This window comes from Bacillus sp. RSS_NA_20 (assembly GCF_020165915.1).
GTDB classification, from domain to species: Bacteria; Bacillota; Bacilli; order Bacillales; family Bacillaceae; genus Bacillus; species Bacillus altitudinis.
Window position 1 is genome coordinate 1248336 of the sequence record NZ_JAIUKW010000005.1, and the last position, 20635, is coordinate 1268970.

At 42.5% G+C, this 20635-nt stretch carries 24 protein-coding genes and 1 other annotated feature; of the genes, 2 read left to right on the forward strand and 22 right to left on the reverse strand.

The window, feature by feature from the left end:
• Positions 1 to 2: 2 nt before the first annotated feature.
• The 4 genes from safA to nadB all read right to left on the reverse strand — a co-directional run bounded on the left by safA (position 3) and on the right by nadB (position 4849).
• A complete protein-coding gene (gene safA / locus LCD32_RS19300; RefSeq protein WP_318010837.1) occupies positions 3 to 1205 on the reverse strand; it encodes a SafA/ExsA family spore coat assembly protein in 1203 nt (400 codons plus the stop codon).
• A 131-nt stretch (positions 1206 to 1336) separates the two neighbouring features.
• Positions 1337 to 2446 (reverse strand): quinolinate synthase NadA, encoded by a 1110-nt coding sequence (gene nadA, locus LCD32_RS12050; RefSeq protein WP_035701737.1) that lies wholly within the window; start codon positions 2444 to 2446, stop codon positions 1337 to 1339.
• Positions 2433 to 3296 (reverse strand): carboxylating nicotinate-nucleotide diphosphorylase, encoded by an 864-nt coding sequence (gene nadC / locus LCD32_RS12055; protein ID WP_017358129.1) that lies wholly within the window; start codon positions 3294 to 3296, stop codon positions 2433 to 2435. Before nadC ends, nadA begins: the two co-directional genes overlap by 14 nt.
• Positions 3278 to 4849: an L-aspartate oxidase gene (gene nadB, locus LCD32_RS12060; RefSeq protein ID WP_082181652.1), complete on the reverse strand. Its 1572-nt coding sequence runs from the start codon at positions 4847 to 4849 to the stop codon at positions 3278 to 3280. The genes nadC and nadB overlap by 19 nt, the downstream gene beginning before the upstream one ends.
• Before the next feature lie 92 nt (positions 4850 to 4941).
• Here nadB and LCD32_RS12065 point away from each other — a divergent pair, with 92 nt between their 5' ends.
• Complete coding sequence (locus tag LCD32_RS12065) at positions 4942 to 6090, forward strand: IscS subfamily cysteine desulfurase (RefSeq protein WP_060781240.1); 1149 nt, start codon at positions 4942 to 4944, stop codon at positions 6088 to 6090.
• 3 nt (positions 6091 to 6093) lie between these two features.
• The gene (locus tag LCD32_RS12070; RefSeq protein WP_017358132.1) at positions 6094 to 6633 is read left to right on the forward strand and encodes a transcription repressor NadR; all 540 of its coding nucleotides are present in this window, start codon (positions 6094 to 6096) and stop codon (positions 6631 to 6633) included.
• Positions 6634 to 6657: 24 nt separating this feature from the next.
• Here the strand turns inward: LCD32_RS12070 and pheA are convergent, their stop codons facing one another.
• From pheA to LCD32_RS12160, 18 genes are all read right to left on the reverse strand, one after another.
• On the reverse strand, positions 6658 to 7536 hold the full coding sequence (gene pheA, locus LCD32_RS12075; protein WP_007501516.1) for a prephenate dehydratase: 879 nt from the start codon (positions 7534 to 7536) through the stop codon (positions 6658 to 6660).
• An 18-nt stretch (positions 7537 to 7554) separates the two neighbouring features.
• Positions 7555 to 7998 carry an ACT domain-containing protein gene (locus tag LCD32_RS12080; RefSeq protein WP_008342790.1) on the reverse strand — a complete coding sequence of 148 codons (444 nt, stop codon included), beginning with the start codon at positions 7996 to 7998 and terminating at the stop codon, positions 7555 to 7557.
• Positions 7999 to 8053: 55 nt separating this feature from the next.
• Entirely contained in the window at positions 8054 to 9340 is a 1287-nt protein-coding gene (gene obgE / locus LCD32_RS12085) for a GTPase ObgE (RefSeq protein WP_007501521.1), read from the reverse strand.
• Positions 9341 to 9361: 21 nt separating this feature from the next.
• On the reverse strand, positions 9362 to 9955 hold the full coding sequence (locus LCD32_RS12090) for a sporulation initiation phosphotransferase B (protein ID WP_007501522.1): 594 nt from the start codon (positions 9953 to 9955) through the stop codon (positions 9362 to 9364).
• A 277-nt stretch (positions 9956 to 10232) separates the two neighbouring features.
• Positions 10233 to 10517 (reverse strand): 50S ribosomal protein L27, encoded by a 285-nt coding sequence (rpmA, locus tag LCD32_RS12095; protein ID WP_003216586.1) that lies wholly within the window; start codon positions 10515 to 10517, stop codon positions 10233 to 10235.
• A gap of 12 nt (positions 10518 to 10529) precedes the next feature.
• Complete coding sequence (locus tag LCD32_RS12100; protein WP_007501524.1) at positions 10530 to 10868, reverse strand: ribosomal-processing cysteine protease Prp; 339 nt, start codon at positions 10866 to 10868, stop codon at positions 10530 to 10532.
• Between the two features lie 14 nt (positions 10869 to 10882).
• Positions 10883 to 11191 carry a 50S ribosomal protein L21 gene (gene rplU / locus LCD32_RS12105; protein ID WP_003216781.1) on the reverse strand — a complete coding sequence of 103 codons (309 nt, stop codon included), beginning with the start codon at positions 11189 to 11191 and terminating at the stop codon, positions 10883 to 10885.
• A gap of 12 nt (positions 11192 to 11203) precedes the next feature.
• Positions 11204 to 11277: a sequence feature (ribosomal protein L21 leader region), on the reverse strand.
• A 66-nt stretch (positions 11278 to 11343) separates the two neighbouring features.
• A complete protein-coding gene (locus LCD32_RS12110; RefSeq protein WP_025207720.1) occupies positions 11344 to 12213 on the reverse strand; it encodes a M50 family metallopeptidase in 870 nt (289 codons plus the stop codon).
• Positions 12206 to 12997 carry a M23 family metallopeptidase gene (locus LCD32_RS12115; RefSeq protein ID WP_035701746.1) on the reverse strand — a complete coding sequence of 264 codons (792 nt, stop codon included), beginning with the start codon at positions 12995 to 12997 and terminating at the stop codon, positions 12206 to 12208. Before LCD32_RS12115 ends, LCD32_RS12110 begins: the two co-directional genes overlap by 8 nt.
• Before the next feature lie 109 nt (positions 12998 to 13106).
• Complete coding sequence (minD, locus tag LCD32_RS12120; RefSeq protein WP_017358134.1) at positions 13107 to 13910, reverse strand: septum site-determining protein MinD; 804 nt, start codon at positions 13908 to 13910, stop codon at positions 13107 to 13109.
• A 2-nt stretch (positions 13911 to 13912) separates the two neighbouring features.
• Positions 13913 to 14596, reverse strand: coding sequence for a septum site-determining protein MinC (gene minC, locus LCD32_RS12125; RefSeq protein WP_007501533.1), 684 nt, complete (start codon positions 14594 to 14596; stop codon positions 13913 to 13915).
• Positions 14597 to 14650: 54 nt separating this feature from the next.
• Positions 14651 to 15169, reverse strand: a complete 519-nt coding sequence (gene mreD, locus LCD32_RS12130; protein WP_025207721.1) for a rod shape-determining protein MreD — start codon at positions 15167 to 15169, stop codon at positions 14651 to 14653.
• Complete coding sequence (gene mreC / locus LCD32_RS12135) at positions 15166 to 16065, reverse strand: rod shape-determining protein MreC (RefSeq protein ID WP_007501536.1); 900 nt, start codon at positions 16063 to 16065, stop codon at positions 15166 to 15168. The genes mreD and mreC overlap by 4 nt, the downstream gene beginning before the upstream one ends.
• 27 nt (positions 16066 to 16092) lie before the next feature.
• Complete coding sequence (locus LCD32_RS12140) at positions 16093 to 17112, reverse strand: rod shape-determining protein (RefSeq protein ID WP_007501538.1); 1020 nt, start codon at positions 17110 to 17112, stop codon at positions 16093 to 16095.
• Positions 17113 to 17202: 90 nt separating this feature from the next.
• Positions 17203 to 17877 (reverse strand): RadC family protein, encoded by a 675-nt coding sequence (radC, locus tag LCD32_RS12145; protein WP_026050121.1) that lies wholly within the window; start codon positions 17875 to 17877, stop codon positions 17203 to 17205.
• A 48-nt stretch (positions 17878 to 17925) separates the two neighbouring features.
• Positions 17926 to 18495, reverse strand: a complete 570-nt coding sequence (locus LCD32_RS12150; protein WP_007501543.1) for a Maf family protein — start codon at positions 18493 to 18495, stop codon at positions 17926 to 17928.
• A 177-nt stretch (positions 18496 to 18672) separates the two neighbouring features.
• Positions 18673 to 19866, reverse strand: a complete 1194-nt coding sequence (locus LCD32_RS12155) for an SPOR domain-containing protein (protein ID WP_060781241.1) — start codon at positions 19864 to 19866, stop codon at positions 18673 to 18675.
• Complete coding sequence (locus LCD32_RS12160; RefSeq protein ID WP_060781242.1) at positions 19847 to 20578, reverse strand: prepilin peptidase; 732 nt, start codon at positions 20576 to 20578, stop codon at positions 19847 to 19849. Before LCD32_RS12160 ends, LCD32_RS12155 begins: the two co-directional genes overlap by 20 nt.
• Positions 20579 to 20635: the final 57 nt, after the last annotated feature.

Sequence of the window (20635 nt, forward strand, 5' to 3'; positions counted from 1 at the left end):
CATTAATCTTCTTCGTCTTCTTCTGGTCTTGCAAAGACAGATGGGTTTTGATAAGGCTGCTGCATATAAGGCTGAGCTGGATAAGCACCCATTTGACCATATGGAACAGGGTTTGGATAATGTCCAGGCCATGGCTGATGATGCTTCATACCATCATCGCATCCGCAGTCTTCCTTGCCATATGCTTCATTTGGAGCGTTTGGATAAAAGCCTTGATTGGCATTGGCATTGGCATTCGCATTCGCTCCTGCATTTGGATGCATATGGTGGTGCCAGTGATGCCCATCGTTTGCATGATGCTCGTGATTTTCACCGTAATAAGCTGGTGCTTGATACGCAGGGTAATACGGCTGAGCCGCCGGGTAAGGGTACGGCATCATGTGATGGTGATAATACGGCTGTACCGGATAACAAAGGCCTGATCCCGGTAATATAGGAGAAGCGGGTACCATTTGCTGCGGATATGGATACATTGCTGGCATGTAATGACCATAACCATAATAAGGATCATATGACTCTTGATGATGGTGGTGATGCTCTTTATTTTCAGCCATGCCTCCTACTGCTGCCCCTCCAACATTCGGCATTTGCGGGAAATTAGGAAGGTTTGGGTAATTACTATGTTCCATATCTTTTCCCTCCTCTTTTTGATGTGGGATATGAATGAATGGATCATATCCCTTTGCCACTTCATCTTTGAAATGATCCTTATTTTCATAATGAAAATGGTCCTTGTGATCTTTATGATCCTTTTTCTCATGAACATGATCTTTCTTTTCATGAACGTGATCTTTTTTCTCATGATGTTCTTTTTTGGGAGGAGGCGTGAATGGCTGGTAGAGATTCGTCTGATAATAGTTTACATCAACTTGTGGAAAAACTGGCTGTTCAATCTTTGGTACTGGTGGCACATAAGGTACCGGTTCATTCGGTTTTTCCTTCGGCTTCGTATCTTGAACTTGCACGACATCCTTTGGCTTTTCTTTTACATACGGGTGTTCTTTTGCTTTTGGCATTTCTTTTGCTTTGTGATGATCGGTTTTTACAGGAACACCACTAGATGGAATTTTGATTTTCATTCCTGGCATGATCAAATCTGGATTACTGAGCTGCGAATTTAATTTTTTCAATTCTTGAAAGTCGACTCCGTACTTCTTTGAAATTTTCCAAAGGGAGTCTCCTTTTTGCACAATATGAATTTTCAACGTTTTCCCCTCCTATGCAAAACGTGAACGTAGCGGTTATGTCAGAAGTACAATATGTTTCAACATAAATTTATGCCTATTTACAAGCCGATATGATAAAAACTTGTTTTCTGATAGGAGGGGACACTTCATTATTTAATGGTCAGCATCTTATTTAAAGCGAGCAATGCCTCTTTTGTCGTCTCTTCATTCACTTGAATCAAACCGACTGGCTCCCCTTTTTCAATGCTTTCAAGTGACCATAGTAGATGAGGCAGGTCAATACGGTTCATTGTCAAACATGGACACATATCTGGATTGAGGGATTCGATTTGTTTGTCAGGGTGCTGGTCAATGATGCGTTTCACTAAATTCATTTCTGTTCCAATGGCCCACTTGCTTCCTGCTGGTGCCTGCTTGATCGTATCAATAATAAATTTCGTTGAACCAGCTAGATCAGATGCCTTTACGACTTCATGCGTACACTCTGGATGAACAAGAATCTGTATGTCACGGTCTCGTTTTCTCGTTTGTTCAATATTCTCAATGGTAAATTTCTCATGAACAGAGCAATGACCTTTCCATAAAATCATTTTAATTCGATGAAGCGGTTGATCGGTGATGAGCTTTTCTTCTATTTGATCCCAGACAGCCATTTCCTCTAGCGGAATCCCTAAATCATAGGCCGTGTTACGCCCTAAATGCTGATCAGGAAGAAAAAGAATTCGCTCTTTTTGGGTCAGCGCCCACTCCAATACTTTTTTAGCGTTTGAAGATGTGACAGTCGATCCGCCATGTTTGCCGACAAATGCTTTAATATCAGCCGTTGAGTTTACATAAGTCAGTGGAAGGATCGTATCTCCAAACAGCTCAGTGAGCTGATCCCACGCCCTGTCTGTTTGTTTCATATTCGCCATATCTGCCATTGAACAACCTGCTCTCATATCTGGCAAAAAGACGTGCTGATTCTTTTTTGATAGCATATCGGCCGTTTCTGCCATAAAATGAACCCCGCAAAATACAATGTATTCTGCTTCGTGATTGTCAGCAGCAATTTGTGCAAGCTGCAATGAATCACCTGTCACATCAGCAAATTGGATGACTTCATCTTTTTGATAATGATGACCCGGTATAAAAAGCTTTGATCCAAAGGCGCGTTTAATCTCTAATACTCTCTCTTTCATTTCATCATAAGAGCGCAGTTTATATTCATCTGGCATCATGGCTGTATGTTGCGCTGCTAACACATCAAGCATGGACATGAGTCGTTCCCCCTTTATGGCTGAATTCCATATTCATACTAAAATCGAATGATGGAGCAGAATGTGTGAGGAATCCAAGTGAAATAAGGTCTACACCTGTCCCCCGGTAGTTAGCCACATTCTCTAACGTGATGCCGCCTGATGCCTCAGTCAATATGGTTTCAGGGGTCATTTGTTTAAAGCGCTTCACTTCGTCTGGAGAGCAGTTGTCAAACATGATGACATCTGCTTTGGCTTCAATGGCTTCCATCAGCTGTGCTTCTGATTCAATTTCCACTTCAATTTTCACCATATGACCGGCGTATGCTCTTGCTTTTTCCACAGCTTCCCTGATAGAACCACAAGCCGCAATATGATTATCTTTAATCATCACCCCATCGGATAAGCCGAAACGATGATTCTTTCCGCCTCCGACTTTTACTGCATACTTCTCCAGCATGCGCAAACCGGGTGTCGTCTTTCTCGTATCACAAATCGTAATAGATGGATCAGCTAATCGCTCTACTGCTTCATGCGTTAGTGTAGCAATCCCTGTCATTCTTTGTAGGATATTCAACACCACCCGCTCCCCTTTCAGCAAATCGTTGACGGGGCCTGTTATTTGTGCCAGTACAGCCCCTTCATGAATCCAATCACCTTCCTGGAAAAACAGCTCAGTTTGAACTTGTTCATTCAGCAGTTTGTATCCCATATCAATGACTTGTGTCCCGGCCAATACGCCTGATTGTTTCGCCATGATGTAAGCTGTTCCTTTCTTGTCTCCAAAGATGGCATCAGCGGATACATCTCCAAACCCAATATCTTCTTTTAAAAAATGAGTGAGCATTTGCTTTAACTGTAAACGTTCCATTTGGCACCAATCCTTTCATTTTTTACGATGTAAATATGGCCCTGTTCATGTACAATCTGTTTTGCTCGCCACGAAGCATCATGCCGATTAGGATAATCTGTGCGATAATGACCGCCCCTGCTTTCTGTTCGGAGTAATGCGGATTTGACAAGGCATATGGATAAAGCCCATTGATTAGTTATTTCGATCTGTTCATTTGTGATATTCTTCACATTGATTTGCTGAAAAGAGACTTGTTCTAAATGATCGAGCAAAGTCTGTAAGCCTTTCTCATCTCTCACAATTGCGGCATATGCTGTCATCCATTTTCTGAGCTGAGCCAGTGACACCGTTGGGACAGACCATACTTCTTGAATGGAAGGAGCAAGGTTTTTATCTTGCCGGGCTTGCAACCGCTCAATATACCGTGCTGCGTTGTTTCCTAAAACGAGACCTTCTAAGAGCGAATTACTTGCCAGTCGATTGGCGCCGTGTAAACCTGTACAAGCTGCTTCACCAATGGCAAAAAGTGATGGAACTGTTGTTTCTCCATGTTCATTCACCTTAATTCCACCCATTAAAAAGTGCATACCGGGTGAAACTGGCAGCCTTCCGCTTGCCATATCAACTCCCGCACGCTGACACATCGAAGCAATCGCAGGAAAACGTGCAGAAAAATACGGAATATCACGGATGTTCAGATAAATGGAATGACCGAGTTGCTGCTCATGGAAAATGGTCCTTGCCACCACATCTCTAGGCGCTAAATCGCTCTGCGGGTGAATTCCTTCCATGATCCGCCTGCCTGATTCATCTTCTAAATAGGCGCCCTCTCCCCTGACTGCCTCTGATACGAGACCGATCGCTTTACCTGAAGTGGTCAAAAGGGTCGGATGGAATTGCACAAATTCGAGATCTACTAGCTGTGCCCCTGCGCGATAGGCCATCATCAGACCATCTCCTGTCACAGACGGATCATTTGTGTTTGTTTCATATAAGGATCCACAGCCGCCAGTGGATAATACAACTGCATCTGCGGTCATTGTATGTACATGACCTTTTTCGTCTTTCCACACGACACCGGTACATACCCCTTCATGAACTAATAGATCCATGACATGATGATTTTCGTATACATGAATGTGTGAGCCGAGCTTCCCTTTCAAAAACTGCACGAGGGTTTTTCCCGTTTGATCTCCTCCTGCATGCAGAATACGATGGGTCGTATGGGCTCCCTCTTTACCTAACTGCGGGATTCCCGTTTCATCTCGATCAAATGGGCAGCCCTCTTCTACGAGCTTCTTTACAAGATCTTTTCCTTGACGGACGATCTCCTGTACAGTTTTGTCATCATTGTGACCACACCCAGCAGCTAAGGTATCTTGCACATGCTGATCGACAGAATCATGTGCGGAAAAGGCTGCAGCGATTCCCCCTTGTGCGAGCATGGAATTACTAGAGGAAAATTGTTTTTTTGTCATCATGATGACTTGGCAGTTCTCTGAGATCGTATTCACAAAGGAAAGAGCCGCAATGCCAGACCCCACCACAATGACTTTTTTGATAGATGACACAACCGCCCCTCCTGTCATTTACACCTGTCTTGACACATATCATTACACAACACTACAATAAATACAAGAAAAAATTTTCACACAGGAGATGGATGGATTTGATTTATTTAGATTATGCAGCTTCTACACCTGTTTCTGAGGAATCACTGCATGTATTTCAGCAGTTGAGCAAAGAATGTTACGGAAATGCGAGCAGCCTGCATGATGCAGGAGGAAGAGCAAATGAAATCTTGGCTTACAGCAGACAATCACTTGCAGCGATTCTTGGGGGCGAACCTGATGGTATTTACTTTACAAGTGGCGGAACTGAATCCAATATCCTTGCGATTCAATCGATCATAAATGGGCTACCTCCACATAAACAGCATGTCATTACCACATCAGTAGAGCACCCTTCCGTTCATCATGCGGTTAATGCCTTGCAGCGTCTCGGTGTGAAGGTGACGGTCATAGAACCGAATCAAGAAGGAATTATCACAAAGGAGATTCTCAAACAGGCTCTATTGCCTGAAACCGGACTAGTATCCATCCAGCATGCCAACTCAGAAACTGGGATTATTCAGCCATTAGCTGAATTAGCAACGCTCTTAAAAGAAAGAGACATTCTTTTTCATACAGATGCAGTGCAAACATTCGGAAAAATGCATGTGTCGATTAAAGAACTTGGGGTTGATGCCCTCTCCATTTCGAGTCATAAAGTGTATGCACCTAAGGGCGCCGGTGCTGTCTATATGGGGGCACATGTCCCTTGGAAGCCTATATATCAAGATACTGTACAGGAAAATGGTCTACGCCCAGGGACAGTGAACGTTCCATGTATCGGTGCTTTTGTTGCCGCGAGCGAGCAAATCATGCTGAAAATAGAGCATCAGCAGCAGCTGGATATTCAGCTTCGTAATTATTTTCTTCAGCAGCTAAAAAAACGGAAGCTGTCTGTCCGCATGCTGCAAGAAAGTGACCAGCGCCGCACGCTGCCTCATATTATTGGTTGTTTTTTTGAAGGGTTTGAAGGACAATATGTAATGTTAGCTTGTAACCGGCATGGGATTTGTATATCCACAGGAAGTGCGTGCGCTTCTGGTTATCACCACCCTTCCCCTGCTGTGAAGGCATTACATGTATCAGATCGTGATGCCCTTCAATTCATTCGACTATCATTTGGACGAGGATCATCAAAGGATGACATCGATCAGCTTTTGCATACATTTGAGAGCTTGCAAAAGGAGAAGAAAGGAGCATAAAACGTGGAACAAGAGAGAAAACTCATTGGCGAAGAAAGAAGAAACGCCATTTTAAAGTGGCTACAAGAGACTGATACACCACTCACCGGAAGTTTTTTAGCTAAAAAAGCCGCTGTCTCACGACAAGTCATTGTACAAGATATTTCATTACTAAAAGCAAAAAACGAACCCATTATTGCCACAAGCCAAGGCTATGTGTATATGGCGCAGCATACACCGGAAACTGAAATTGAACAGATTATCGCTTGCAAGCACGATCCTCATCGTACAGAAGAGGAGCTGACACTGATTGTAGACTACGGTGTAACGGTGAAAGACGTGATCATTGAGCACCCTGTTTACGGGGAGCTGACGGCCTCTATTCGAGTGAGTACGCGCAAACAAGTGGCGGACTTCGTTCATCATATTTCTAATACGGGCGCCTCCTACTTATCAGAGCTGACAGACGGCGTACACTTACATACCCTTACTTCATACAGCCAAAAGCAGCTTGACCAAGCCATTCAAGCGCTTGATGACGCTGGATTTCTCATTAAAGACTAAAAAAATAGTGTCCCCAAGAGGACACTATTTTTCATTCGTTAATTCATATGTTTGATAGCTGCCGAGTAGTTTCACTTCACAGCCAATCGCTTCTAATTCTTGAATGGCGCCAGGGACAAGTACATCATCCATCTCTTTTTCGATATCAATGATAAATAAATAGTGTCCAAGGCCTGTTTTTGTCGGACGCGATTCAATTTTGGACAAATTGAGATTCCGCCATGAAAAAGCTGATAACACGCGGTGCAATGCACCTGACTGATCATCCTTTGGCAGGCTGACAACAATGGTCGTTTTTGGCTTTGAAGAAAAACCAGAATTCATTGGGAACGATGCCTTCGCCTCTTTATGTAAAATGACAAAACGTGTATGATTGTGCGGATAATCATGAATGTCTTTTTTCGCAATCGTCAATCCATACGTTTTTGCGGCGATTTCATTTGCAATCGCACCAACAGCTTCATCTGGATGCTCACTGATGTATTTTGCTGCATAGCCTGTTGATTCCACTGGCCGATGCGGAATATCAGGGAACTGCCTCTTCAAAAATTGATGACACTGCGCAATGGCGTGCGGATGTGACTGAATCACATCTAATGTCTCCCAGCTCTCCGCTCTCGATGGATGGACAAGCAGGTGCTGGCGAATCGGTGCTGTCATTTCGCCCACAATGGACAAAGCGTCCTCATGAATTAAATAATCAATTGTTAAGTTCACAGATCCTTCGAGTGCATTTTCAAGTGGAACGACCGCCAAATCTACTTCTCCCTTTGACACAGCATCCATACATTGCGGAATGGTTGCATAAGCCCGCTGCTCTGCATCTTTTGGAAAACAAGAACAGACAGCCAAATGAGTAAATGTGGCCTCTGGTCCAAAGTAACCTACCGTTAATTGCTTCATCTGCTATGATCTCTCCTTTTACGCCCCAGAACCTAGAATTTCAACTTTTTCGACAAATTCAAGTTTTCTTAATTGATTCATGACTGTATTGATATCATCTGCCATGCCGGCCGTACTGATCGACAGGGTAACATTCGCTCTTCCTTGCAACGGAATCGTTTGGTGAATGGATAACACATTACAGCCAGAGTCAGCCACAATTTGCAGCAGCCTAGACAGAGCCCCAGACCGATCCTCTAGGTGGAAAAACAATGTGATGATCTGCTCTTTGACCATCGTATAAAATGGAAAAACAGCATCTCGATATTTATAAAAAGCACTGCGGCTTAAATCCGCTTTTTGAACAGCATCGGCAACTGAATCCGCTTTTTTGCGATCGAGAAGCTTTTTGACTTCAAGCGTTTTTCGCATCGCATCCGGAAGTACATCCTCTCTTACTAAATAGAACGTTTCTTCTTTCACCTGTTTTCTCCCCTTTTAAAAACGGGAGAGCCCATGAACTGGACCCTCCTTTTGATCAATCGATAAATTCAAATTCAAATTCAAGCAGACGAATGATGTCTCCATCTTTTGCACCACGTTCACGCAGGGCATCATCAACGCCCATTCCGCGCAGCTGTCTAGAGAATCGTTTCACTGACTCGTCCCTTGAGAAATCTGTCATCTTAAACAGTCGCTCAAGTGCTTTACCAGTTAAGACAAACGTACCATCAGGATCTCTTGAGATCTCAAATGCTGCTTCTCCTTCATCAAACTTGTACATCACACGGTTATCAGAGAGCTCTTCTTCATTGTAGAGCGGGAATTCCGGTGTTGTTTCAAGCTGATTGGCGATTTCAAATAAGAGCTCACGAAGCCCTTCTCTTGTGATCGCACTAATTGGGAACACTTTATAGTCATCTGTTAATTTTTCTTTAAATGCCGCTAGATTGTCAGCTGCATCCGGCATGTCCATTTTGTTCGCTACAATGATTTGCGGACGCTCTGTCAATCTCATATTGTATTGCTCAAGCTCTTCGTTAATCGTCACGTAATCTTCGTATGGGTCACGCCCTTCAAGTCCAGACATATCAATGACATGGACAATGACACGTGTACGTTCAATGTGGCGTAAAAATTGATGACCTAAGCCAACACCTTCGTGCGCTCCTTCGATCAGTCCTGGCAGATCCGCCATGACAAAACTTCGGTTATCGTCTGTTTCAACAACTCCAAGGTTTGGCACAAGCGTTGTAAAATGATAATCCGCAATTTTTGGTTTCGCAGAAGAGACAATCGAAAGCAGTGTTGACTTCCCGACACTTGGGAAACCAACAAGTCCAACATCTGCAAGTACTTTTAATTCTAAGATGACGTCACGTTCTTTACCTGGCTCGCCGTTTTCAGACAGCTGTGGTGCAGGGTTTGCTGGTGTTGCGAAGCGTGAATTTCCACGTCCACCACGTCCACCTTTGGCAATCACAGCCCGCTGTCCATGCTCTGTCAAGTCAGCTAGTACTTGTTCCGTCTCAGCATCTGTCACCACTGTACCCGGCGGAACTTTAACAATCATTTCTTCCGCATTTCGGCCATGCTGGTTTTTACTCATTCCATGCTCACCGCGGTCCGCCTTGAAATGACGCTTATAACGAAAGTCCATTAACGTTCTAAGTCCTTCGTCTACTTCAAATACTACATCTGCACCATTTCCGCCGTCGCCGCCAGCTGGCCCGCCTTTTGGCACATATTTTTCACGACGGAACGCCACCATACCGTTTCCGCCGTCACCGCCTTTAACATACACTTTAACCTGATCTACAAACATAACTTCCTCCGTTTCTCTGCATCACATATCTCGTTCTTGCCTCAAACAAAGCTCAATCATGGACTCATGATTCGTCACATGAAATTGCGTTATACTCATACATGGATAGTTTGCGTCATGAAACGCATTTAACGCATCCAAACTTGTTAATTTTCCTTTGAAATCAAAATATAAGATCACATCATTCTCTTCATGATCCGTTTGGAAAGTGACCGTTAAATGATTTTCAGTTTTTTGGCAAACTGATTGATCGAATATCGAAAACAACTCCCGTGATACCGTTAGCAGCTGCGATTCATATGCTGATAAGTCTCGGGTTTCACCAAGCACTTCATATTCTAGGGTGATAAAATGCGACTCCCAATTAAAGGTTAGAAAGTAATAGGCCAATTGGGGAATTTTTAAATTTGAGAGTTTGGATTCATGCTGTGCTTCAATGACCATTTCTTCTATTATTTCGAACACTCGGTCATATTTTTCTAATGTCAAGTTGCCTTTGATTAACTGCAATTTATTCATCCAGTCGTGTCTTGAACGACTAAGCAGATGGATCAATTCATTCGTTAATGCAACGTGAGTTAATTTTTCGTTTTGTTTACTTGGTATCTCTTCCATTATCGCACTCCCAATCGTTTGGTCTCTCTTTTAGGAGTCTTATCATCAATATGTCTCCCTGAATTATAACAGAGAAGACAGCTTAGAAAAACACTAGTTATGTGAGGAAAGGTTGTTTTTTCTGATCGTATAGGAGAAAATGAGGCAAAGTCAGCAAACATTCTTTGATATTCTATGGAGTGCATTTTCTTTTATCATCTTCGGTACCACTTGTAAAAGCGTAAAAGCTCCCTAAATAGTGAAAAAAACTCCAGTCAATGACCGGAGTTTTTAGCAATTATTGTGCCGCAGGATATACGCTCACTTTTTTACGGTCACGACCGAAACGTTCGAATTTAACTGTTCCGTCGATTTTAGCGAAAAGAGTGTCGTCGCCTCCGCGTCCAACGTTTTCACCTGGATAGATTTTCGTTCCACGTTGACGATAAAGGATAGAACCACCAGTTACGAATTGACCATCAGCACGTTTAGCGCCTAAACGTTTAGACTCAGAGTCACGTCCGTTCTTTGTAGAACCTACCCCTTTTTTAGATGCGAAAAATTGAAGATCTAATCTAAGCATGAAGTTCACCTCCTATTTTTTTGTAGATATTCTCACATAATCGTGATAATCTCGTTCAATTGTTTCTAAGGAAACGACCATGCCTTCTAAAAGCAACTGGGCTTTTTCAAAGGTGACTGGATCTGTATCAGCTGGCAGTTCAAAAGAGAAATACCCGCCTTCATCTCCAATATCAAGCAGTGGATCCATTCCTGTCAGTGCAATAATTGAATTGACTGACCCGAAAACAACAGCAGATACACCTGCACAAACGAGATCCTGACCTTTTTCAGCAAACTCGGCATGTCCAGTCATCTGAAAAGACGTAATGCTTTCATCTGCTGGCGACCGAGTAATGGTTGCTTTGATCATATCACTCACACGCCTTAAGCGTTGATTTTTTCGATAACAACTTTAGTGTAAGGTTGACGATGACCTTGTTTCTTGTGGTTGTTTTTCTTCGGTTTGTACTTGAACACAGTAATTTTTTTACCGCGACCTTGTTTTTCAACTTTAGCCGTTACTGTTGCTCCAGCAACTGAAGGGTTACCCACTTTGACAGTGTCTCCGCCGACAAACAATACGTTTTCGAAAGTAACTGTTTCACCTGCTTCAGCAGCTAGTTTTTCAACATAAACAGTTTGACCTTCTTCAACTTTTACTTGTTTGCCACCAGTTTCGATAATTGCGTACATCTCTGCACCTCCTAATAAACTCAGACTCGCCGAATACAGGGGGCCAATAGGCACTTTACACCTGCTCCGCGCGGTTGTAGCACGGGTGCTACATATCCATAACATTAAAAAATATATCAAATTAGACGCTGAATGTCAATGTATTTTCACCATTAGTACGGCAAAAGAAGATCTTCCATGGAAGAGGTGGTTCTTCGATCTGAAAAATAAGCATGGAGCAATTCATTTTCATCGAGCTGGCTCATTTTCACACCATTCCGTTCGATAATAATGGGATGCTTACAGCCCCTTTGGAATCGCGCCATCACTTCATATATTTTCTCCTCAGCACTGGCTCTCAGCGGAATGAGTTTCTCTACCTTTTGCTCTTTTTTACCGTAATAACGTTCTAGTAAAAAACGTACCCTGATATAATGCCGCTGCCGGTGCTCCATCACAAGCGAGTAGGCTAAAAAAGTGAGCAGGATCCAGCCGTTGAATTGCAGCGGAGCAAAACAGAGTAACCCTGCTGTCAAAAGACCGAAAAAAATGAGTGAGCCTTTTATTGCAAGGGCATGTGCCTGTTGGAAAGGGTAAAAAACAGATAAGAGCAAAAAGAATAATTTTCCGCCATCAAGCGGCCAAATGGGCAAAAGGTTCACTAGAAAAATCGCTATATTATAAAAAGTAAACATCGTAAAGACGTCATATGAAATAAGTGAGGCTTCCATGAGAAGCCAGGCGACGAGCTGGAGCGGGACATGCTGAAGCGGTCCGCATAAAATGACCGCCAGTTCTTCTTTTAGCGGACGGTTGCCATGCTCTTCTACTTCTACCGCCCCGCCAAATGGCAGTAAAAAAATCCGCCGAATCCGCCAGTGATAATAACAAGCAGCCGCTGCATGTCCAAGCTCATGGACACAGACGATGATGAGCAAACAAAGCAGCGGCTTAATTTGACCTGATAGCATGGCAAATGCCATGACTATCCAAAGGAGCGGGTGAACATGGACCTTTGTCAGCATGAGCAGCCATCTATTCAAAGGTCATCACCTGAATGGGATCAATAAACTGTTCATTTTGCTTAATGGCGAAGTAATATGTCCCCTTCCCTTGTTCATCAAGCGCAATTTGACCAATTTTTTCCCCCTTATCGACAAAATCGTATAAAGCCACATCAGCTTCTTTTAGTTGGCCGTACCAGCTGTAGCTGTTATCTGCATGCTGCACCACGACTGTGAGCCCTGTATCACTTTTCTTTTTCACTTCTACGACATAGCCTTCTTTCATACTATCGATGGCTTCAGCAGATGTTTCAACTTTGACTCCGGCACCATTTTGCGTGAAGGATTCCTGTACTTTTCCAGAGGCAGGGACAGCCAGTTCTTGATTGGCTTGTACGTCCTTTTGCCCTTCTTTTCTATCGGTTAAAAAGGCAAGTGGGTTTCCGACAGTTTTCTCAAACCACCTGTTGGCGGCGGCAAATTGAAAATCTTGTTCAAAGGTTTGACTGATCATCGGCTTCAGCTGCTGAAAAGGCCCCGCCTGCCCTTTAAATGAAATAGCGGCAATCAGTACAAGAGAGGCAGAAAGTAAACATTTAAGCACAAACGTATTTGAATGAAATAACGGATGGCGAAATTTTTTCGTTTGGTGAGACGTTGACTCGTAGGAAGCCGAGCCAGAATGCTTTTCTTCTTCTGTTAACATGACCCATGGCGGAACATCATCTCTCTTCTTGAAAGCTGCCTTCTTAGGGGCAGCAGCTGGCTGCTTCATTTTGCGGCGCTGCGCTATTTTCTTTCGATACTCGTCCACTCTTTTCATAAGATCACCCTTTACATACAAACAGTTTGTACATTTTATGTGGCGACCTCATATGATATGCAACAAAAAGACCGATTCTCATCGAATCGGTCTCATCTCACGTGAATCATTATGCCCTTACACCGAAAAATGCTTTCAGCTTTGCAAACATCCCTTTGTTTTCTTCTTCAAAGGATTGAAGAGGAACAGATTCACCTAGTACGCGGCGAGCAATATTGCGATACGCAATGGAAACTTTATTTTTAGCATCCATGACAATCGGTTCACCATTGTTTGAAGCCTTAATGACATCATCATCATCGGCTACAATGCCGAGAAGATCAATTGATAAATGATGGACAACTTCATCCACATCCATCGAATCGCCATTTTTCGCCATGTGTGTACGAATGCGGTTCACAATCAAACGAGGCGGTTCAATATCCTCTTGTTCCAGCAAGCCGATAATTCGGTCTGCATCTCTCACAGCTGAGATTTCAGGTGTCGTGACCACAATCGCTTTGTCAGCACCTGATACAGCATTTTTAAAGCCTTGCTCAATTCCAGCAGGGCAATCAATGACAACATAATCAAAGTCTTGTTTCAATGATTGAATTAATTCTTTGATCTGCTCCGGCTCTACCGCCGTTTTATCGCTTGTTTGAGCAGCAGGTAAAAGATACAAAAGATCCTCGAACCGCTTATCCTTCACAAGCGCTTGGTGAATCTTGCATCTTCCTTCTACTACATCGACTAGATCATAAATAATGCGGTTTTCAAGCCCCATCACGACATCTAAATTCCGAAGGCCGATGTCGGTATCAACTAGACACACTTTTTTCCCTTGAATTGCTAGTGCTGTGCCTAAGTTTGCAGATGTTGTTGTTTTGCCAACGCCGCCTTTTCCTGAGGTAATCACAATAGCCTCGCCCAATTTCACATTCCTCCCTCAAGCCTTGTCAGATTAGGTCTTATATGAGCCAATTGCTGCAGGCGTTCAATGATCATATTGCCATCTATATCTAAATAAGCACATTCCATTTCATTTCCATCTTCTTTTTGATCCGGTGCACGGTTAAACACTTGTGCGATGCGAAGCTGGGTTGGAATCATATGAGATGCCGCAATCACAGCTTGTTTGTTTCCATTACATCCAGCATGCGCTACACCTTTTAATGCACCGAGCACAAAAATATTCCCCCCAGCACGAATAGTTCCACCAGGGTTGACATCTCCTATTAATAAAAGATCCCCTTCGACATAAAGCACCTGTCCAGAGCGTACAATTTTTGCTACAGAAGTAATCTCAGCCTCTGCTTTTAAACGTCTGGCCTCTTCAGTTGACATGACGTCACTTTCAATAGAGTGAATGACGAGATGTTCATTTTCAGACACCGCTTCAGTTAAACGCGCCTCTTGATCCTCTGTTAAATATCGAAAACCAAGTTTAATATGCACATTGACTTTATGTCCTTCTCTTCCGTCTGTATATTGCTCAAGTAAAAGAACCTCTCGCAAGCCAGAAAGAAGGTCTTCAAACGAACAGTCATCATTTAACTGTAATGTTAATCCGTTTTTTGTACCTTTTATTGTCACATACTGCTGTTTTTGAGTTTTCAAGATGCTCACCTCAACAACATACTCATTTCGCCGTAATTGGACAAACTCCTGCTTTTATTCGTCGATCAGTCCTTGTTTCACATTGATGAAAAAGAGCCTAAGCGGCACAACAAGTATGAGAGACGCAGCAGTATTTAAAAGAATCGTTGGAATAAAGCGTTCGATGACATACGTATTAAAAGGCATAATACCTGGTTGAATCGTCGCTTGAACGCCGTACACATAAAACTCCATCACTGCAACAGCAATCATCGATAGAAAGACAACGACTAACATATTCGTTTGGAGGACTTTGAAGGCTTTTGCTAACAAATAGCAGAGCGCACCAAAGCCAAACATATGAACACCAAGAATACCTGTATACGAAATATCATATAAAAGTCCAAAGACAAATCCATAAATCACACCATATTTTTGATTCACAAAAGCTGTCATAAATACAAGTGCGAGTAAGATGAAATGAGGTGCTAAAATTTGATTATCTGAAACAAATGGGAGCTTCACTAAATCGACAAAAATACTGTCAAATACGAAAATAAACAACATGACGAAAGCAAGAAGGACACGTTTCACGAGCCTTCCTCCTTCGTTAATTGAGATGCATCTGCCGTACTTGTGCTGCGATTCACAACAATCACACGGTCTAAATTATTGAGTTCAGCAGCTGGTTCTACATAAATAATTTTTGTCAGTCCGTAATGGTCCGGCTCAATTTCGCTTACCTTCCCAATCGTCAAGCCCTGCGGGAATACGCCCCCTGCTCCAGATGTTTCAACAAGATCTCCTTTTTTGACATCCCCATCAGCATCGGATTTTAAAATGTTCATTGTCAGCATTTTTTTCTTGCTGTCATAACCGTTAATAATTCCATTGAGTTCTTCTTTGCCCTTTTTCGCAAAAATTTTCGTTGAAATTCTATTATTTTGATCTGTAGAGCTTAGCAACCTTACAGTCGACGTAAAATTGTTGAGCTTATCACTTTCAATTTTCCCAATTAACGCACCACTCTCATTGGTGACCGCCATATCTTTTTCAACGCCTTGTTTTTTCCCTTTATCAATCATGACAAAACTATCCCAAAGGGACGGGTTTCTCGCAATGACTGTTGAAAGTATGGGCGTGTAGTCACGAATAGAGTTCACATATCCGAGCTGCTTGCGAAGCTTTTTGTTCTCATCTTCTAGTTCTTGAAGTTTCGCCTCATATTGGGTTTGTCCATCAAGTTTTTTTCGAAGACGCTCGTTTTCATCATATGTGTTCTTTAAATCTTGTACGTTCCCATAAATACCGGCAATAAATTGTGATGGTTTATGAAAGACACCTTGAAAAAAGCCTGTCGTATCCCCCACTAATTTTTCCGGCCATGAAGCACCTCTGCCGCTTTTCACAGAAAAACCAATCATGGCCACCAGTACGATGACACAGACAAGGAGCAACATTAATCTTTTATTCATAAAAAACTGCGGCATGTCTTACACCTCTTTATTTACGCCCAATTATCGATTATCTTTAGATTTTCCTTTGAACAAGTGAATATGTTCTAGTGCTTTCCCTGTTCCGATCGCCACACAGTCAAGCGGATCTTCAGCAATAATGACCGGCATTTTTGTTTCATCACTAATGACTTTGTCAAGATTACGTAGCAATGCACCGCCGCCTGTTAACACAATTCCACGGTCCATAATATCTGCTGCTAGCTCAGGTGGCGTTTTTTCAAGTGTCATTTTGACCGCATCGACAATTGTTTCCACCGTATCGCGAAGCGCTTTTGCAATTTCTTCTGCTGTAATAGAGATCGTTTTTGGCAGACCTGTTAAAAGGTCACGGCCGCGAATGTCCATCTCATCATGTACGTCAGGCTGCGCAGAACCGATTTCCATTTTAATCGCTTCTGACGTACGATCACCAATCATAAGATTATACGTTTTACGAATGTAGCTGCTAATCGCATCATCCATCTCGTCTCCTGCAACACGGATCGATTGAGATGTCACAATACCGCCAAGTGAAATAATGGCTACTTCTGTTGTACCGCCGCCAATATCTACAACCATGCTTCCAGTTGGCTCCCATACAGGAAGGTTAGCACCGATTGCCGCAGCAAATGGCTCTTCAATAGGGTATGCGTCACGAGCACCAGCTTGTCTTGTTGCATCAATGACTGCACGCTCTTCGACTGCTGTAATACCAGATGGTACACACACCATCACGTACGGTTTACGAGCAAAAAGCCCTTTACCTTTTAATGCTTGATTAATGTAATATTTCATCATTGTTGCTGTCGTCTCGTAGTCTGCAATGACTCCGTCTTTCATTGGGCGCAGTGCCACAACATTACCAGGTGTACGACCGATCATGTTTCTAGCGTCATTTCCAACCGCCACTATAGACTTCGTATCAGTTTCCAAAGCTACGACCGAAGGTTCTCTCACAACAATGCCTTTTCCTTTAATAAAAACAAGCGTATTCGCTGTTCCAAGATCTATTCCAAGGTCTTTTGTACCAATTCCAAACATATGTATGTATCTTCCTTTCTTAAACCAAAATTCCCTTTAGGGAAAAACTCATAAACTCTATTATATCGTAAAACATTGAAAAAAAAAGTGTTACAAATACCCTTTTTCCTTCAAACTCACAAATTTTTGATCACCGATCACTAGATGATCAAGCAGCTGTATTCCAATCAGCTTCCCACATTCAAAAAGTCGCTGTGTGACTTCAATATCTTCCCTGCTGGGCGTCGGATCTCCAGATGGATGGTTGTGCACACATATAAATGAAGCGGCCGAACGTTTAAAGGCCTCTTTAAAAATTTCGCGCGGGTGAACAATCGACGAATTTAGACTTCCGATAAACACAGTATGTTTATGAAGAACTTGATTTTTGGTATTGAGATAAAGACAAACGAAATTCTCCTGCGTCAAAAATCTCATATCTTCCATCACAAAATTCGCACCATCCTCCGGCGTGCGGATCACATAACGATTGTCCGTCGTTTGATGGTGTAATCTAGTGCCGAGTTCTAAAGCAGCTAAAAGAGAGATCGCCTTCGCTTTTCCAACTCCTCGAATCTTTGACAATTCTTCAATCGAAGCTTCCTTCACAGAACGAAGACCACCAAATGTTTGTAAAAGTCTTGCGGACACTTGAAGAACTGATTCCTTTTTTGTGCCTGTTCTCAAAAGAATCGCGACAAGTTCATGGTTTGATAAGCTGCTTGGGCCATATTTGACAAATCGTTCGCGCGGCTTTTCATCATGAGGAAAATGCTTCAGCAGCATAGGGAAATGATTCAAGATCTACACTCCTTTTTTGATTCCTTCCCGTCATCAAAAAGGGGTGATACCAAATGTTTCAAGCACTCTGACTGTTTTAGCAATAGGGAGTCCTACAACGGAAAAATAATCACCGTCTATTTTTTGTACAAACAGGGCACCTTTTCCTTGAATGCCGTAGCTTCCAGCTTTATCAAGAGGCTCACCGGTTTCAATATAGCGGTCTATTTCATCTTGTGTAAGCGGCCAAAATGTCACGTCTGTCTGTTCATAAAATGTTTCTTTTCTATTCTCTGATTGAATCGTGACACCAGTCAAGACTTGATGTGTCTTACCTGACAATAATTGAAGCATTGAGGCTGCATCTTCCTTGTCTTTTGGCTTTCCAAGACATTTGCCATCAATTGCAACAATTGTATCTGCACCAATGATCACAGCTTTGGGATGTATTTTTTGAATATCATTTGCTTTTTGTTCTGCCAACCATTGGACGTTCTCAGCAGGAGAAAGGTTTCGATTTATTTCTTCTTTTAAATCACTTGCTTGAATGTCATAAGAAAACCCTGCTAAATCAAGCAATTCTTTTCTTCTAGGTGATTGAGATGCGAGTATTAACTGGTTCATGTTTGTTCATCCTTTCAGGGTTTAGCCTAAGAAGTAAGATACCCATTCATCCTATCAAATGAATATCTTACCGACAATTGACGAAAATGCCATTTTCATGTTCCTACATCATTATGTTGGAAGCAAAAGAAAAAAACTAGTCATTTTTTGACTAGTTTGGCTGTTAAAAACATGATTTTACGTATTTAGTTGATCTAATAGCGCTTGCTGAGATTTCCAGCCATTTTCAGCAGATGGGTCATTTAAAAGCTGAACAGCTTTCAGCAAACTGCTTTTAGCTGGTGCGTCGGTTGTTTTGGCATTTTCGAGTTCAGAAATCAGCTGAGTGACTTCTTTTTGATCCACATCATCTCCTGCAATCATCTTAGAGGATAAGACAGATGCCTTCTCTATTAAACCTGTCAGCTCATCCGGCACTTGAAACGAGAGCTCTTTTCCTCCCCATGCTTCAAAGTGCTGATCGATCAATTTTTTCCCAACGGCACTTGTCATGCCTTGTTCTGTGGCAAGTCCGGCAATCACATAATATCCATCATCCATTGATACCTTTTTACCTGCATATCCTGCCTCTTTTAAACTGTCAACTAAGTCATCTGCTCCTTTTTCAGAAGAAAACTTTCCAGCCTGCACCACAAAGGTTGAAAAATGACCTGATGCACTTTTTTCACCTTCATTGTCCTTTGACGTATCTGCAAGATCAGCCGGTGGTGCATCTCCCCCAGCTTTCGCCGAAGGCCCGCTTCCAGATGCTGAGACGCTGATATGATCGCCTCCTGATGGATTGGCAGACCCATCTTTACTTAAACTTAGTGCAAATACACCGAGGCCTGTCCCTAGAACGACTGCAAACACAATCGTTGTCATCACTCGTTTGAAGGGACCGCGGTTTTTACTGAACTTCTGGTCAAAAGAACCTTTTTTCTTTTGATAAGGTGTGACGACCTTTGGATCCGAATGGTAAATGTGATCAGCTGCATCGTCCCATTGAAAATCTTCTTCTTTCGGTTTGGACGGTTCCTCCTCGGAAGCGGCTGTCTCCTGTTCCGACTGCCTCTTTTCCTCCCAGTTCGAAAACGTCACTTGATCCTCTTGCTGTTTTTGAGGTTGATGCTCTTCTCCATGCAGCATTTCTTCCTTGCCATTAATATTGACCTTTAACCCTTGTTTTTTTGCCTGCCTTTTTTTCACTGTCATTCCCCGCTTTCTGACATTGTTTGTAAGAAAGACCTTTCTGTCCAATGAAATAGCGCGAATGTAACCCGTCCTTCTTTCTGTTTCACACTTTAACATAGCCAATAAAAAAAAGAACAAGACTTTTGTCGGCAGGTTCAAAAAGTGTTCGCCAATTTTCTCATCCAAAAAAATAACCAATTGGGCTTAACAAATCACCACAAAAAAGATAAAACCAGAAAGAACAAGCGATGGCAGGAACAAAAGGAAAGGGTTCATTTGCCTTGTAAGAAAACACCTTTGCGTAAACCATTCCCGTGACAGACGAAAGAAAAAGAATGATCAGAAACGGCTTAAATCCGAAGCAAAATGAAAGCACACCAAATAGTTTGACATCCGCTCCCCCCATACTATTTGGCTTGAAATGTTCTAAACTATAAAACAAAAGAAGACAAATAAGAAGGGATGCCGCTCCTTCCCACCAAATAAAAAGCGGTTCTTGCGTGCGGTATATGACGAAAAGAGGAAAAAAGAAGAGAAAGAGCTCGTTTGGTACTCTCATATAAAAAAGATCGCTCACGACAGCAATCACGAATAAACTACATAGACTCACAAGAAAAAAGCCCTCAAAAGAGAAACCAGCATGTCTATAAACGAGTAAAAAAAGGCCGCCTGTCAACAGCTCAACCAGTGGATAAAGCAAAGAGAGCCGGGTTCCACAATGCTTACATGACCCTTTCAATACAACATAAGAAACAAGCGGGAGCATGTCGTGAAAAGAAAGCGGCTCTTTACAAGCTCCGCAGTGTGAACGAGGAAAAAGAATAGACCGCTTCATTGGAAGCCTCTCACCAACTAGGTGAAGAAATGACCCCATGACCATGCCTGTGAAAAACATAAAAAAATCGATCAAATTAGGTGACTCCTTCCGGAAATAGAATAGACCGGATTGTACCATAGCGATTCACCC

Coding starts and splice junctions, on each gene's coding strand:
- nadA (WP_035701737.1), bottom strand. CDS start 2,446: ATGTCCATGCTTGATGTGTTAGCAGCGCAACATACAGCCATGATGCCA.
- nadC (WP_017358129.1), bottom strand. CDS start 3,296: ATGGAACGTTTACAGTTAAAGCAAATGCTCACTCATTTTTTAAAAGAA.
- LCD32_RS12065 (WP_060781240.1), top strand. CDS start 4,942: ATGGATTTGATTTATTTAGATTATGCAGCTTCTACACCTGTTTCTGAG.
- pheA (WP_007501516.1), bottom strand. CDS start 7,536: ATGAAGCAATTAACGGTAGGTTACTTTGGACCAGAGGCCACATTTACT.
- obgE (WP_007501521.1), bottom strand. CDS start 9,340: ATGTTTGTAGATCAGGTTAAAGTGTATGTTAAAGGCGGTGACGGCGGA.
- LCD32_RS12090 (WP_007501522.1), bottom strand. CDS start 9,955: ATGGAAGAGATACCAAGTAAACAAAACGAAAAATTAACTCACGTTGCA.
- rpmA (WP_003216586.1), bottom strand. CDS start 10,517: ATGCTTAGATTAGATCTTCAATTTTTCGCATCTAAAAAAGGGGTAGGT.
- LCD32_RS12100 (WP_007501524.1), bottom strand. CDS start 10,868: ATGATCAAAGCAACCATTACTCGGTCGCCAGCAGATGAAAGCATTACG.
- rplU (WP_003216781.1), bottom strand. CDS start 11,191: ATGTACGCAATTATCGAAACTGGTGGCAAACAAGTAAAAGTTGAAGAA.
- LCD32_RS12115 (WP_035701746.1), bottom strand. CDS start 12,997: ATGAAAAGAGTGGACGAGTATCGAAAGAAAATAGCGCAGCGCCGCAAA.
- mreC (WP_007501536.1), bottom strand. CDS start 16,065: ATGCCGCAGTTTTTTATGAATAAAAGATTAATGTTGCTCCTTGTCTGT.
- LCD32_RS12140 (WP_007501538.1), bottom strand. CDS start 17,112: ATGTTTGGAATTGGTACAAAAGACCTTGGAATAGATCTTGGAACAGCG.
- radC (WP_026050121.1), bottom strand. CDS start 17,877: ATGCTGCTGAAGCATTTTCCTCATGATGAAAAGCCGCGCGAACGATTT.
- LCD32_RS12150 (WP_007501543.1), bottom strand. CDS start 18,495: ATGAACCAGTTAATACTCGCATCTCAATCACCTAGAAGAAAAGAATTG.